This window comes from Embleya sp. NPDC008237 (assembly GCF_042956465.1).
Lineage (GTDB): Bacteria > Actinomycetota > Actinomycetes > Streptomycetales > Streptomycetaceae > Embleya.
In genome coordinates, this window is sequence record NZ_JBIBGL010000002.1 from 120830 (window position 1) to 135765 (window position 14936).

Annotated in this window: 9 protein-coding genes; 6 read left to right on the forward strand and 3 right to left on the reverse strand. The window is 70.2% G+C overall.

Going from position 1 to position 14936, the window contains the following annotated elements; genetic code table 11:
- Positions 1-20: 20 nt before the first annotated feature.
- Genes ACFZBU_RS03890 through ACFZBU_RS03900 form a run of 3 tightly spaced genes read right to left on the reverse strand, consistent with a single transcriptional unit; the run spans position 21 to position 10197 of the window.
- A complete protein-coding gene (locus ACFZBU_RS03890) occupies positions 21-1217 on the reverse strand; it encodes an NAD(P)/FAD-dependent oxidoreductase (protein WP_391581874.1) in 1197 nt (398 codons plus the stop codon).
- Positions 1214-4144 carry an amino acid adenylation domain-containing protein gene (locus tag ACFZBU_RS03895; RefSeq protein ID WP_391581875.1) on the reverse strand — a complete coding sequence of 977 codons (2931 nt, stop codon included), beginning with the start codon at positions 4142-4144 and terminating at the stop codon, positions 1214-1216. Before ACFZBU_RS03895 ends, ACFZBU_RS03890 begins: the two co-directional genes overlap by 4 nt.
- A complete protein-coding gene (locus ACFZBU_RS03900; RefSeq protein WP_391581876.1) occupies positions 4141-10197 on the reverse strand; it encodes an amino acid adenylation domain-containing protein in 6057 nt (2018 codons plus the stop codon). Before ACFZBU_RS03900 ends, ACFZBU_RS03895 begins: the two co-directional genes overlap by 4 nt.
- A gap of 426 nt (positions 10198-10623) precedes the next feature.
- On the opposite strand from ACFZBU_RS03900, the gene ACFZBU_RS03905 reads away from it, so the two are divergent.
- Genes ACFZBU_RS03905 through ACFZBU_RS03930 form a run of 6 tightly spaced genes read left to right on the forward strand, consistent with a single transcriptional unit; the run spans position 10624 to position 14899 of the window.
- Positions 10624-10953 carry a cupin domain-containing protein gene (locus ACFZBU_RS03905; RefSeq protein ID WP_391581877.1) on the forward strand — a complete coding sequence of 110 codons (330 nt, stop codon included), beginning with the start codon at positions 10624-10626 and terminating at the stop codon, positions 10951-10953.
- A gap of 16 nt (positions 10954-10969) precedes the next feature.
- The gene (locus ACFZBU_RS03910) at positions 10970-11509 is read left to right on the forward strand and encodes a prephenate dehydratase domain-containing protein (protein ID WP_391581878.1); all 540 of its coding nucleotides are present in this window, start codon (positions 10970-10972) and stop codon (positions 11507-11509) included.
- Entirely contained in the window at positions 11506-12258 is a 753-nt protein-coding gene (locus ACFZBU_RS03915) for a hypothetical protein (RefSeq protein ID WP_391581879.1), read from the forward strand. Before ACFZBU_RS03910 ends, ACFZBU_RS03915 begins: the two co-directional genes overlap by 4 nt.
- Positions 12259-12284: 26 nt before the next feature.
- On the forward strand, positions 12285-13256 hold the full coding sequence (locus tag ACFZBU_RS03920) for a quinone oxidoreductase family protein (RefSeq protein ID WP_391581880.1): 972 nt from the start codon (positions 12285-12287) through the stop codon (positions 13254-13256).
- 57 nt (positions 13257-13313) lie between these two features.
- Positions 13314-13589, forward strand: coding sequence for a chorismate mutase (locus ACFZBU_RS03925; RefSeq protein WP_391581881.1), 276 nt, complete (start codon positions 13314-13316; stop codon positions 13587-13589).
- Positions 13586-14899: a 3-deoxy-7-phosphoheptulonate synthase gene (locus ACFZBU_RS03930; RefSeq protein ID WP_391581882.1), complete on the forward strand. Its 1314-nt coding sequence runs from the start codon at positions 13586-13588 to the stop codon at positions 14897-14899. The genes ACFZBU_RS03925 and ACFZBU_RS03930 overlap by 4 nt, the downstream gene beginning before the upstream one ends.
- Positions 14900-14936: the final 37 nt, after the last annotated feature.

Genomic DNA, 14936 nt, shown 5'->3' on the forward strand with positions numbered 1-14936 from the left:
CCGGCGGCCGCCGTGCCCCGTCACGTCGACGCGAGCAGGTCCAGCAGTTCGGGTGTGACGAACTCGTCCGCCGGACAGGCGCCCGACATCGCCGAGAAGTAGCGATCGGTGAGTTCGGCGCTGCCCGCGATCACCCGGAGCAGCTCGATCTGGTGCTTGCCGGCCGCCAGGGCGGCGGTTTTGAGTGTGTTGCGGTAGTCGGTGACGAGCATGTCGTCGCGCTCCGCGGCAAACCTGCCCAGCGCGCGACCGAGTCGCCGCGGGTCGTGCAACCCGTCGCCGACGCAGTCGACGAGGAGCTGAACCTGGCGGAAGGCATCGGTGATGCCGCGTGCGGTGATGGAATCCTTGTGATGCCCGGCATCTCCCACCAGCACCCATCCCGGTCCGGCGGCCCTGCGGAAGAAGTTGAGCTGGTCGCCCGTGCCGTACAGGCGCTCGAGCGCACGGCCGCCGGACATCTGCTCACGCAGCTCCGGCGCGGTCTGTTGCACGGCGGTGAGCAACGCCCCGAGACCGTCTCCGCGCAACTGCCCGAACCGGTCCTGGGGGAAATACGCACCCACCAGAGTCGCGCCGTCGTTGGTGGGGATGGTCCCCACCCAACTGCCCGGCGCCTCGTGCAACCGGAACCGCTGCGGCAGGTCCGACCAGTACGTGTAGTAGGCACATGTCAGCTTGGGGTCTTCGATCTCGATCGGCGCGCCGACCTTGGCGGCCACCGTGGACCGCATCCCGTCCGCGCCGACGACCAAACCGGCACGCACCGTGTACTCGGTTCGGCCCGACCGCACGCGCACCCCGGTCACCCGGTCACCGTCGAACGTCAGGTCGAGCACGGTGGACTCGTCGCGGAACTCGGCGCCCGCGTCGACCGCGGCCTGCGCCAGGAGCGAGTCGAGGAGATACCGACGGGGTGCGAACGCGGTCCGCACCCCGTCGACGGCCCAGGAGGACCCGTCCAGTCGGACATCCGCCACGGTGTAGCTGACCCGGTCGATCGGCGGGCATCCGGTGGCGACCACACCGGGCAGCACGTTCCACCGCTTGAGCAGCGCGACCCCGGGCTGGTGGATGAGCAAAGTGGACAGTGTGTCGCGGGGAAAACGCCCGCGTTCCAGGAGCAGGACCCGGTATCCGGCACGCGCGAAGTGCATGGCGGTGGGAGATCCGGCGACGCGGGCACCCACCACGACGACGTCGTATGTGTCGTTCATCGCGAACCCCCAGCGGTGCGGGCGCAGTCGAACTCGGGCTCCGGCAGGGCCGCCCGATCGAGCTTGCCGTTCGGAGCCAACGGAAGACGGTTCAGCAGGACGAAGTCCGACGGGACCATGAACTCGGGCAACCACTCGGCGGTGAACCTGAGCAGGTCACTCGCGGAGAGCGAGGCCGTCGAATCCACGCTCGGGTCGCGGATGCCTTCCGTGTCGCCGAACCCCGGATCGCCGGCGGCCACCGGGACGACGTAACCGACGAGGCGCCGGCCGGACTCACCGTCGTGGGCCGTGACCACGGCCTGCGCCACCCCGGGGTGGGTGGTGAGTGCGGCCTCGACCTCGCCCGTCTCGATGCGCACGCCGCGGATCTTGACCTGGGCGTCGTCGCGACCGACGTACTCGTGGACACCGTCGTGGCCGGCCCGGACGAGGTCGCCGGTCCGGTACATCCGCGCACCGGCCGGACCGAACGGGTCGGCCACGAACCGGGAGGCGGTCGGGCCGCGGCGGCCGTGGTAGCCGCGGCCGACGAGTCCCGCGACGTAGAGCTCACCGACGACGCCCGAGGGCACCGGCCGCAGCCCCGGGCCGAGGACGTAGCACCGCATATTGGCCAAGGGTGACCCGATCGGGACGGCGGGCCGCTCGGCCGGCTCGCCGACCGCGGTGAACGTCGTGGCGTAGAAGCTCTCGGTCTGCCCGTACGCGTTGATCACCCGCACCCGGGGGGCCACGGCGCGCACGCGGTGCACCAGCGAAGTCGGCAGCGCCTCACCGGCCGACACGATGGTCGGCGCGTCGATGCCGTCGGGCAACCGGTCGAGGACCTCAGCCAGGACCGACGGCACGATGCTGACGACGTCGCCGGACCAACCGCCGCGCTCTGCGATGACGAGTCCGTCGCGGACGATCTCCACGCAGCCGCCGACGGAGAGCGGGGTGATGATCTCGAACACGGACACGTCGAAGTCGACCGAGGTCGCGGCGAGTACCCGTGACCCCGCGCGCATGCCGATGACGTCCGCGAGCCCTCGGACGCCGTTGACCACCCCGGCGTGCGTGATCACCACACCCTTGGGCGGGCCGGTCGACCCGGACGTGAACATGACGTACGCGGCGTTGTCCGGGGCGGCCGCGTCGATCGTACGATCGTCCGCGGCGTCGACGTCGCGATCGAGCAGCATCACCGGGACGTCCGCAGGCAGCACCGACGCGGTCGCCCGGTCGGTGAGCACCAACCGCGGCCGGGCGTCGGTGAGTACCGCGCCCGATCGTCTGCTCGGGTACTGCGGATCGAAGGGCACGTAGGCGGCCCCGGACTTGAGGATGCCGAGCATGCCGACCACGAGTTCGGCCGTTCGCGGCAACGCGATGCCCACCAAATCCTCCGGCCCGATGCCTCGGCCGGCCAACGCGTTCGCCACCCGGTTCGCCCGCGAACGCAGTTCACCATAGGTGAGCGAAACACCCTCACTGATCACGGCCACCACATCGGGATCCGTGTCGGCCTGCGCGTCGACCAGGCCGGGGACGGTGAGAGCGGGCGCGGCGGACGTGGTGCCCGCGAACCGCGCGAGCAGCAGGTCGCGTTCGACGGCGGTCAGGATGTCCGCCTGGGCCACCGGCAGGTCCGAGTCCTTGGTCAGCTGCCGCACCAGGCGCAGGTATCGCGCCACGATGCCGGCCGCCGTCGCGGGGTCGAACAGATCGGTGGCATACCCGAGGCGGCAGCGGAGTCCCCCGGTTTCCGGGTCGGGGAAGAGGGTGAACTCCAGATCGAACCGCGCCGTCCGGTTGTCGAGCACTTCCATTCGCGCGGTCAGGTCCGGCAGCTCGATGTCGATCGCGAAGTCGTCCCTCCAGGTGAACATCACCTGGAACAGCGGGTGATACGCGGTGGGCCGCTCCGAGTCGACGAGTTCGACCAGGAGGTGCTCGAAGGATGCGTCCCGGTTGTCGTACGCGCCCAGGGCCTTGTCCCTGACCGACTCCAGCAGGTCGCCGAACGACGGGTCGCCGGACAGATCGGCCCGCAACACCCAGGTGTTGGTGAACGCACCTATCGCCTCGTCGAGTTGCTCGTCGGTGCGCCCGGTGATCGTCGACCCGATCGCGATGTCGGTACCCGAGGCGAGGTGCCGCAGCAGCGCCACCACGCCGGCCTGCATCACGATGGGCACGGTCACCCCGTGCGCCCTGGCCAGTGCCCGGACCGCCGCGAGTTCGGCGCGGTCCAGCGAGCCGTCGGCGACGTCGCCGCGGTGGCCGGGTTTCGGCGGCCGGGGCCGGTCGAGCGGAAGCCTGGTCGGCTGGGAAAGACCGGCCAGCTCCCGGCGCCAGTACTCGGTCTGCTTCGACAGGAGAGCGGTCGGATCGCTCGCGTCCCCCAGCAACTCCCGTTGCCACAGCGTGTAGTCGACGTATCGGACGGAAGGCTCCGGCCGGTTCGGGGCTTCGGCCCGGACCCGCGCGGTGTACGCGGCGGCCAGATCACGGGCCAGCGGTGTCATCGACTCGCCGTCGAAGGCGATGTGATGGATCGACAGCACCAGCACGTGCAGGTCCGGGCGCACGCGCAGCAGCGTCGCCCGCAGTGGAAGGTGCGCCGCGATGTCCGGTCCCTGCTCGGCGGCCGACCGGAGCGCCGCCTCCAGGTCCGGTTCGGCCACCTCGACCACGGGCACGTCCAGCACCACCCGATCGGCGGCAAGCACGTCCTGGTGCGGCACACCGTCGTCGTCCCGCACGATCAGGGTGCGCAGGCTCTCGTGCCTGACGACGACATCGTGCAGGGCGGCACGCAGCGCCGGGACGTCGAGACGTCCCGCAAGGTCGAGGCGAACGGGCACGGCGCAGGTCGCCGACGGGCCCTCGAACCCGTCGAGGAACCACCACCGGCGCTGAGCGAACGACAACGGGATCACGACCGGGCGCTCCTGTCCATCCGTCGCAGACCTGGTCTGGTGGACTCACCGGCCGCCTTGACCGCGCGCGCCAGGTCGACGATCGCGGAGGCTTGGAAGATGGTCCGGATCGAGACGGCGACGCCGAATTCCTTGCGGATCCGGCTGCTGAGCCGGGTCGCCATCAGCGACGTCCCGCCCAGTTCGAAGAAGTCGTCGTCGATGTCGACGTCGTCGACCTCGAGTACCTCCGCGAACAACGCGCACAACACTTCCTCGTGCCGGTCGCGCGGCTCGCGGCGCACACGCTCGGTCGCCTCCGCCGAAGGCAACGCGGGCACGTCGACCCTGCCGTTCGGCAGGCGAGGGATGTAGGTCAGCGGAACGACGGCGTCCGGGACCATGCAGCGCGGCAACCGATCGGCGGCGAACGCGGCCAGTTCCCCGGCGTCCACACCGGTACCCACCACGTACGCGCTCACCTGCGGGAGATCGGATTCGAGCCCCGCCACCGCGGCGACCTCGACCACCTCCGGGTGCTCGGCCAGCGCCGATTCGACTGCGGGCAGGCTGATCCGTACGCCGCGCACCGTGACCTGTCCGTCGGCACGGCCGACGTGCTCCAGGGCACCGTTCGGCCCTCGACGCACCAGCTCGCCGGTGCGGAACATGCGAGCCGCGCCCGCACGGAACGGGTCCGGGACGAACCACCGCGCGGTTGTCGCGGGCCGGCCCCGATAGCCGAAGCCGAGCGTCGGGCCGGCGACGTACAGTTCGCCGACGGCTCCCGGTGGCGCGGGGTGGAGGGTGTTGTCGAGCACGTAGAGCCCTACATCCGGCAGCGGTGGGATCGGCGGTACGTCACCGGGCACCCCGTCACCGGAATGCGGGGAGAGCGAGTTCGTCGAGCCGGTCTCACTCGCGGCGTACCCGGCGGTTGCCGGCTTCGGGTCACGCGGCACCTCGGGGTCGGCGGCGATCTCGACGCCGCCGCCGACGCACACCGCACCGAGCACATCGACCAGCCACAGGCCGAAGTCGCCGGTGAAGTCGGTCCGCAGACTCGCTCGCGTCACGGCGTTTCGGACCCGCGCGGCGAGTGCCGCGTGGCCCAGCGCGACAGTCCGGCGACCGTCGGGGTATCCCCACGTCGGCAGCAGCGCGGCGATCTGCCCCGGGTGCACCGACTTCGGCGCACCCGCTCCGGCCGCCGGCGCGGGCAGGTCGGTGAGCACCACGTCCGCGTCGTCGTCCGGGGCCACCAGACAGCCGCCCGCGCGCAGCACCGCGACCAGCGCGATCACCACAGCCGACGAGGCCGGCAAGCGAACCGAGACCGTGGTTTCCCGAACCACGCCACGGTCGGTCAACACCCGCGCCAGCGCCGCGGCCCTGCGGTCGAGTTCCCGGTAGCTCAGCGACTCCTCGACGGACCGCACCGCGACGGCGTCCGGTGTCAGCGACGCCCGTACGTCGAGCAGGGAGAGGACCGTCTGCGAGGGGGGTGGGGTATCCGCGGCGACCACGATCGTGCGCTCGGCCGGGAAGAGGGCATCCACCGCACCGGCGCGCAGCATCGGGTCCTGCGCGATCCGGCGCAGTATCAACGCGAACCTGGCCGCGATGTCGGCCGCCGCGGCCCGGTCGAACAGGTCCCGCCGATACTGCACGCACGGGCGCAGCGGGCTGTCCGGCTCGGCGAACACCATCAGGGCCAGCGGGTAGTGGCTCACCGTGAAGGAGCGGATCCCCACCACCTGCAGCCCGGCCGCGTGACCCGCGGCGGCGATGCCGGTCCGGTCCAGCGGGAACGACTGGAAACCGACCACCGTGTCGAACAACGCCGGCACGCCGGACGCCTGGTGCAACTCGCTGAGTCCGTGGTGGTGATGGTCGAGCAGCGTGGCCTGCCTGTGTTGCAGGTCGACGACCAGTTCGGCGAGTGTGCGGGCGGGATCGCAGTCCAGGCGTACCGGAACCGTGTTGAGGAGCATGCCCACGATCGCGTCCACGCCGGGTACCGCGGGCGGGCGTCCGGAGACGACGGCTCCGAACAGCACGTCGCGTCGACCGGTCAACCTGGACAGCAGCAACGCCCACGCCGTCTGGACCAGGGTGTTCACCGTCACCCCCAGCAGCGCGGCACACGCGGCGATCGCCTCGGACTCCGCCGCGGTCAGCGCCGCGTCCACCTGCCCGATTCCCTCGCCGCCGTCGGTGTGGCGTCCGTCGTCGATCAGCGTCGGCCCGTCGACGCCGTCGAGTTCACGCGCCCACGCGGCCGCCGACTCGTTCGGGTCGCGCTCCACACGCCATTCGAGGAAGTCCCGCTGGCCACGTGCCCTCGGCAGTGGTGCGGACCGGGCACCGTAGTGCAGCAGCAACTCCCGCACGATCAGCGGAATCGACCACCCGTCGACGATCGCGTGGTGTGCGGTCAGGACCAGGTCCGCCACTTCCGGTGCGCTGTGCACGAGTGTCATCCGCACCATCGGAGGCACCACGGGATCGAAGTGTTCCCGCAGGTCGTCGGCGAGCAGGCGCTCGAACGCGGTCGTTCGCGCGCTCTCGTCCAGGTCACCGAAATCGACCACACGCCAGGGCAGTTCGGCGTCCGCGAGGATGAGCTGGACCATCTCCCCGCGGCCGTCGGGGGCGAAGACCGATCGCAGGCCCGGATGCCGTGCCAGCAGTCGCTGCCCGGCCGTGCGCATTCGCGCCGCGTCGATCGGCCCCAGCAACCTGAGGACGTACTGCACCTGGTAGGCGTCGAAGCCGGAGTCGACCACCATGCTGTGGAACAGCAGACCCGACTGCAGCGGCGTCAACGGCCAGACGTCGACCAGGTTCGGGTGTCGTTCGGCCCACTCGTTCAGGTCGGCCTGCGTGACCGACACCAGCGGTACGTCCGAGGGCATCAACCCGTGCACGCCCGGGGTGGCCGCGTGTCGGGCGACTCCCGCAAGCGCGGTACTCCACAAGTGCGCGATCTCCGCCAACTCCTCGCGGGTCAGCACACCCGAGGGTGCGGCGAACACCGCGCGCAACTGCGGTCCCTGCTCCGTGTCCACGAGGCTCGCGTTGATGTCCAACTCGGCCGGCGCGGGCATCCTCGGGTCCTGACCGGCGTCCAGCTGCGCGAGCTGGGGGACGTCGACCCGGCTCCAGGCACCGGTGTCCGGCGGAGCGAAGCGGCCGAGGTAGTTGAAGCCCACCTGGGCCATCGGATACTCCCGCAGCACCGCCGCGGTGTCGTCGTTGAGGTGGCGCAGCAGTCCGTACCCGATGCCCTTGTCGGGGACCGCACGCAGGCGCTGCTTGGCCAGCATCACGGCCCGGCCCGCGGCCGGGCCGCCCGCGAGCGCGTCGGCGACGTCGATGTCGGCGAGATCGAGACGAATCGGGTACACGGTGGTGAACCACCCCACCGTCCGGGACAGGTCGGCTCCCGGCGCCGCGCCCTCCTCCCGGCCGTGTCCCTCCAACCGGATCAACACCGACGACTCGGCATCGCCTCCGGCTCGACGCCGAGCGGTCAGCGCCAGTGCCAGCGCGGCGAGCAGACCGTCCATCACCTCGCCGCGGAACACCGACGGCACCGTGGTCAGCAGCGCCTCGGTGATCGGCACCGGCACGGTCACCGGGACGTCGATCACGGTGGCGACCACATCGGTCGACGGGTCCAGTCGGCGGGTACCCAGCAGTGGGTCCGGCCCGGCCAGGATCGAACGCCACAGCGGCAGTTCGGCCAGTCGGCGCGGATTGCGCGCCTCGTCGGTCAACGCGTGTGCCCACCTGCGCATCGAGGTGCGCACCACGGGCAACCGCGGTTCGTGTCCGGCGCGGATGGCGGCCCACGCTTCGGCGAGGTCGGACTGCAGGACTCGCCAGGACACACCGTCGACGACAAGGTGGTGCAAGACCACGAGCAGCTTGTCCGTTCGGCCGTCGAACCGGACGAAGCGGGCGAGCGCCCCCGAGGACGGATCCAGGCTCATCGTCGCCCTGTCCAACTCCCCTGCCAGGGAGGGGTGCCAGGACGGGTCGGCCTCGTCGATGCCGTCGACCCGGTCGACGGCAACCGAGACCGTACCGGCGGGCGCCACCACGATCTCGTCTCCCACCAGGCGGGCCCGCAGCATGTCGTGGTGATCGACCACGGCCTGCAGGGTCGCGGTCACACCGGCCTCGTCGATCCCCTTTGGCAGGGACACCACCATTGCCTGCGCGAAGCGGTCGAATGCCGGGCCCCAGTCCCGAATCCACCGCGCGACCGGCAGCAACGGCATCGACCCGATGCCGCCACCCTCGAACTCGTGCAACGCGTCGGCCGGCGCCGCCGCCGAGCGCGTTGTCGCGAGCTCGGCCAGGGCGGCCACCGTCCGCAGCTCGAAGACATCCCGGGCGCTGAGGTGAATGCCACCCTCGCGCAGCCGGGAAACCACCTGGATCGACTGGATGCTGTCGCCACCGATGGCGAAGAAGTCGTCGTCGACGCCCACCTCTTCGAGCCCGAGCACCTCGGCGAATCGCTGCGCGAGTGCCGCCTCCGTCTCGTCACGCGGCGCCTGGTATGCCACCTGCCGCAGCCGGGGTGCCGGCAGCGCCGCGAGATCGGGCTTGCCATTGGGAGTGAGGGGAATCCGGTCCAGCGGCACGAACGCCGCCGGCACCATCGGGGAGGGCAGGAGCCGTGCCGCGAACGCGCGCAGGTCGCCGACCGAGAAGGCGGGCTCCAACGCGAGGGCGCCGTAGGAGTCGCTCGACACGCCGTCGGAGCGCTCCGCTCGCTCCTTCGGGACGACGTACGCGACGAGTTGTTTGCTCGATCGGGTCTCGCGGGCGACGACCACCGCGTCCGCGACGCCGGGATGCGCGGCCACAACGGCCGCCACTTCGTGGGTCTCGATGCGCACGCCGTGGATCTTGACCTGGGTGTCGGCCCGGCCGTGGAACACGAGCGTGCCGTCCGCCGACCGGGCCACCAGGTCCCCGGTGCGGTACATCCGGGCGCCGGCCGGCCCCGACACGTCCGGGACGAACCGGGCCGCGGTCTCGCCCGGGTTGCCCAGGTAGCCGCGGGCCAGCAAGAGGCCGGACACGTACAACTCGCCCACGGTGTCCGGCGGGACCGGGCGCAGCGCGGTGTCCAGGACGTGCACCCGCGCGCCCGTGATGGCACGGCCGATGGTCGGCATTCGGCCGTCGGCGACCAGCGGGTCGCTCATGGTGGCGCACACGGTGGTCTCGGTGGGCCCGTAGGCGTTGATCATCTTCCGGTCGCCGGCCCAGGCTTCGACGAGATTGGGCGTGGTCGCGTCCCCGGCGACCACCAGGTACTCGACGTCGGGCATCGCTTGGGCCGGGAGCGTGGCCAGCACCGGCGGCGGCAGCGTCACGTGGGTGATCCGGCGGTGCGTCAGGGTCTCGGCGAGCGGGCGGCCCGGAGCCAGATCCGCGTCGTCCGCCAGTACCAGCGTCGCGCCGGAGAGCAGAGCCATGCACAACTCCCACACGGAGGCGTCGAACCCCGGGGAGGCGAACTGGAGTACCCGGCTGCCTTGGGCGACGCCGAGTCGGTCGGTGTGTGAGGCGGCCAAATCGGCGAGTCCACCGTGGGTGACCGCCACGCCTTTCGGTCGGCCGGTGGAACCCGAGGTGTAGATGACGTAGGCGCTCTGCGCCGGCCTCGGGAAGGCCGGCATCGGGGTGTTTCCGTCGAGCTCGTCGAGCTCGTCGAGCCCGAGGGTCGGCACCGCCAGATCGGGCAGCTCCGGGTGGACGGACTTGTCCGTCAATACCAGCGCGCATCCGGACTCGTCGACCATGTACGCCAGGCGCTCGGCCGGGTGCGCGGTGTCCAGGGGCAGATATGCCGCGCCCGCGCGCAACGTCCCCAGCAGCGCGGTCACCCAGTCCACCGATCTGCGCAGGGCGATCGCCACGATGGATTCGGCCCGCACGCCGGCGGCGAGCAGTCCACGCGCCACCTGTTCGGCTCGTTCGTCCAGCTCCCGGTAGGTCAATGACGTGGAGCCGTACTCCACGGCCGTCGCATCGGGTGACGTCGTCACCCGAAGGTCGAACAATTCCGGAAAAGATCGTGCGCCACCGTCGGCATCGGTGCCCGGTCGTCCCACGTTCCCATCCCCCACGGTTCCTCCTAGACGTTGCCGTGCGACGGGCTCCGCAGATTCCCGGTCATGGTCTGGCGGAGTAGCGAACTCAAAACAGTGCAAATTGACCGCCGAATCCGATTCGACCAGCGTACGAACACGACTGCTCAAGCTGTCAAGGAATGCACGCCGGCAGCCTTCCGATAGCGAACAGTCCACCGCAAGGGGCTTGCCTTGTCCTGTCGCCGGGACACCCGACGGTACGCTCTCCTGGTAAATCCGCGGGAGACACACCCGATCGGAAATTCCCGAACCACATCGGGCCGCACTTTCCCTCACGCATTTCGAGCGCATCGCACCTCGACGACCCACGGGAGTAATAAAATGGCAGCGAAGAAGCACCGTTCGGGCACCTCGGTGATCGCCGACATGTTCCCGAAGGCGCGCCTGGAATTCATCCACGGCGACACGATGACGGTCACCCTGTGGCAGTTCGACCAGGGCGGCGACGTGCCGCCCCACCAGCACCCGCACGAGCAGATCGTGCACTGCCTCGAGGGTCTGTTCGAGGTGACGGTCGACGGCGAAGTCGTCGTGCTGGAGGCGGGCGAATCCGTGGTCATCCCCGGCGGTGCCGAACACGCGGCACATGCGCGAACGGCCGCCCGGGGAATCGATATCTTCCACCCGGTGCGCGAGGATTACCGACTCTGAAGTGAAGGGAACATTCGTGTCCACGAATAACCGCCGCCTGCAGGTCCACACGCTGGGGCCGACAGGCACGAACTGCGAAGCGGCCGCACAGTACTACCTGGAACAGAACAACCACAAACAAGGCGACGTCGTTCTCTACGAGACTCTGGAAGAGGCACTCGACGGCGTTATGTCGAACCCGGCGGACAGCGTACTGCTCGGTTGTGTCGTCTACCCGAAGCTGAACGAGATCGTCTTCCGGAACCTCAAGTCGATGTCGTTGCACGAATGCTTCATGATGCCGACCCATCCGATGGTTCTCGCCGGGCGCGATCACGGTCCGGTGCAGAAAGTGCTGAGCCACCCCGCGCCGGTCAACCTCCTCGAGGGCCGCGGCTACGACATCCGGCTCGTGACAAGCAACGCCGCCGCCGCGCTGGAGTGTGCCGGCGGCTCGGCGGACGCGTGCATCACCACCAGTGTCGCCGCCGAGGCGAACAACCTCGAGATCCTCGAAGACTTCGGCCCGGTGCGGATGGGCTTCAGCATCCACGTGCCGCACGGAACCGCGCTGTGACGGCGGGCATCGACGACCGGCGGCCCGACACCGACGCCGAGGCGCCGCACGGCGAAACCCACGCCCTGATCGCGAAGGCGGTGCAGGAGCACGGCATCTCCACCGCCACGATCGCGGACGTGCTCGACGGGCTGGGAATCACCAACCGGGTGCTGGACTCGCGGCTGCACCGCGTCTCGGGCGACGACCGGTTGTTCTTCGGCGCCGCGTACACCGTCTGCTGGGTGATGGTGCGCAAGGGCCCGAGCATCGTGGCCGCCTCTCCGAGCACATGGCAGGAGGTCCGCGACTTCCTGGTACCCGAGGTCGTCGACGGCCGAGGCATGGTCTACGTCGCGGGCTCCGGGCCACTGATCACCGACGCCGCGCTCGCGGGCGGCCTGTCCACGACCTATCTGCTCGAACAACTGCGCTTCGAGGGGATCGTGTTGGGCGGCGCCATCCGCGACCGAGACGTCGTCGAGCAGAGCACCCGTCCCGTCGTCGCGAGCAACTTCGTCCCGACCGACACCCAAGGCGCGTACCGCGTCGAGTCGGTCGGTGGCACCTGCCTGGTCGACCACGTGCCGGTGCACACGGGGGACTGGGTGTTCTCCGACGGCAACGGCACGGTGGTGGTGCCGGCGGCACGCCTGCACGAGGTGCTGGCCGCGGCCGCGACCACCGGATGCACCGAGCAGGACGTTCTGCGGCGCATCCGGGCCGGCGAGCGGCTGCCGAACATCATCGACGAGGTCGGCACCATCTAGCCCCGACACCCGATAAGGAGGCCGCAATGCGTGCGGTCGCGGTATACCGCCATGGCGGTCCCGAGGTACTGACACCGACCGAGTGGGCAACGCCGGTCGCCGGTCCGGGCGACGTGCTCGTCGACGTCGCCGCCATCGGCGTCAACTACCACGAGACCTACGAACGAAGCGGCCTGTACCCGCGTGAGCTGCCCTACGTCCCCGGACGTGAGGTGGCGGGGACCGTGGCCGCCGTCGGGGCCGACGTCACCGACCTGTCGGTCGGTGACGTGGTGGCAACGGCGGACGTGCCGATGCCCGGCGCCTACGCGGAACAGGTGGTACTACCCGCCGACCGGGTCGTGCGGGTGCCCGAGGGGGTGAGCGCCGAACAGGCCGCCGCGGTGCTGTTGCAGGGCCTGACGGTCCACGTGCTCACCCGGGACAGCCACCCCGTACGCGCGGGGGAGACGGCTTTGGTGCACGCCGCGGCGGGCGGTGTCGGGCTGCTGCTCACCCAGGTGTTGCGCTCGCTCGGCGTCCGCGTCATCGGAACCGTGTCCAGCGCGGCGAAGGAGGAGGCGGCGCGCCAGGCGGGGGCGCACGAGGTCATCCGTTACACGAAGGTCGACTTCGCAGCCGAGGTCGGTAGGCTCACCGGCGGCGGTGGCGTGGACGTCGTCTACGACGCGGTCGGCAAGACGACCTTCGAGGGAAGCATCGCCTCGCTGCGTCCACGGGGCACCTTCGTCCTCTACGGACAGTCCGGCGGCAAGATACCGCCCATCGACCTGAGCACCGGCACACGCGGCTCGATCAAATTGACCCGCCCCTACCTTCCGGACTTCATCGCGACCCCCGAGGAACTGCGGTCTCGCGGCGCCGCGGTGTTCTCCTGGCTACGCCGGGACAACCTCAGCGTCCACATCGGACGACTTTATCCACTGGCCGACGCCGGTATCGCGCAGGCGGACATCGAGCAGCGCCGCACCATCGGCAAGCTGCTGCTGAAACCCTGAGCGAACACCGTGCACACATCCGACCTGCGGCAACGGCACGACACAAGGGGGCAAGGCGTGTTGGTCTCAGAGACCGAATCCCTGGCGGACGTGGACATCCGACTGTCCACAAGAGAAGCGCGTACCGACATCGACAATCTCGACCTGGGCATCATCAGCCTGTTGCGGATGCGTCGTGAAGTGTCCCAGCGCATCCAGCAGGCTCGCCGGCAGGCGGACGGGCCGAAGTTCGACTCCGGCCGGGAAGCCGACATCGCGGGGGTGTACCGCTCCCACTTCGGGGACAGCGGCGACGAGGTCGCGGCCGCCGTCCTGCGGGCCTGCCGGTCGTGACCGCCGCGACGAACACCGCGCTCAGCGGGGTCGATGCGCTGCATCTGCCGGTCGAGAACCAGCAGCCGAACTGGCGTGATATCGACGAACTGGCCGATGTGGTACGTGCATTGGGCAGTCTGCCTGCGCTGGTTTCACCCGGTGACTGCGACGAGCTCCGGCTGCGCCTGGCCGCGGTGGCCCGCGGTGAGGCGTTCCTGCTCCAGGGCGGCGACTGCGCGGAGTTGTTCGCGGGGCCGCTGATCGAGCCGACACGAGACAAGCTGCGCTGCCTCGCGGACATGGCGGCGGTGCTGACCTCGGAGTCCGGGCTGCCGACCCTCACCCTCGGCAGGATCGCCGGCCAATACGCGAAACCGCGCTCGATGGGCACCGAGACCAGGGGCGATCGGGTGGTGCCCGTCTATCGGGGCGACGCGGTGAACGAGCTGCGTTTCGACACCGAGGCGCGTACCGCGAATCCACAGCGTCTGCTCGCCGCGTACCGGGCCGCGGACCGCGTCCTGTCCGACATCCGGCGGCTTCGCACCAGGAGCCACACCCTGTTCACCGACCTCGGCGGCGACTTCTTCACCAGCCACGAAGCGTTGCTGCTGCCCTACGAGACCGCGCTCACCAGGGTCGACCCGGCTTCCGGGCGGACATACGGCCTGTCCGGTCACCTGCTGTGGATCGGCGAGCGCACGCGACGACTCGACGGGCCACACGTGGCCTTCGCGGCCGGCGTGCACAACCCGGTGGCGGTCAAGATCGGGCCGACCACGACCCGCGCGGATATCGCGGAACTGATCGAACTGATCGACCCGCACAGGGAGCCGGGCCGGCTGACGTTCATCACCCGCCTGGGCGCGGATACGGTGCACGACCGGCTGCCCGCGCTCGTCGACGAGGTAATCACTCGGGACTCGCCGGCGATCTGGGTGTGCGATCCGATGCACGGCAACACCTTCGCGACCGCGGACGGCACCAAGACTCGTCGGTTCGAGGCGATCCGGGCGGAGGTGCAAGGGTTCATCGAGGTCCACCGGGCGATGGGTACCCACCCGGGCGGCCTGCACCTGGAGTTGACCAGCCGCAACGTGACCGAATGCGTGGACGAACACACCCCTGTGCAGGAGCGGGATCTGCACCTGCGGTACGAGACGGCCTGCGACCCGCGCCTGAACCGCGGCCAGGGACTGGAGTTGGCCCGATCGATCGCACCGCTGCTGCGCCGGAGTGCTCCGAGCGCTCCGATTGCTTCGAGCGTTCCGAGCGCTCCGAGTGCTTTGAGCGGGGAGTTGTTGCGGGACACCGCCACGCTCGGCTGAGCACACACTCGTGACACCCGACGAAGACGCTGCACGG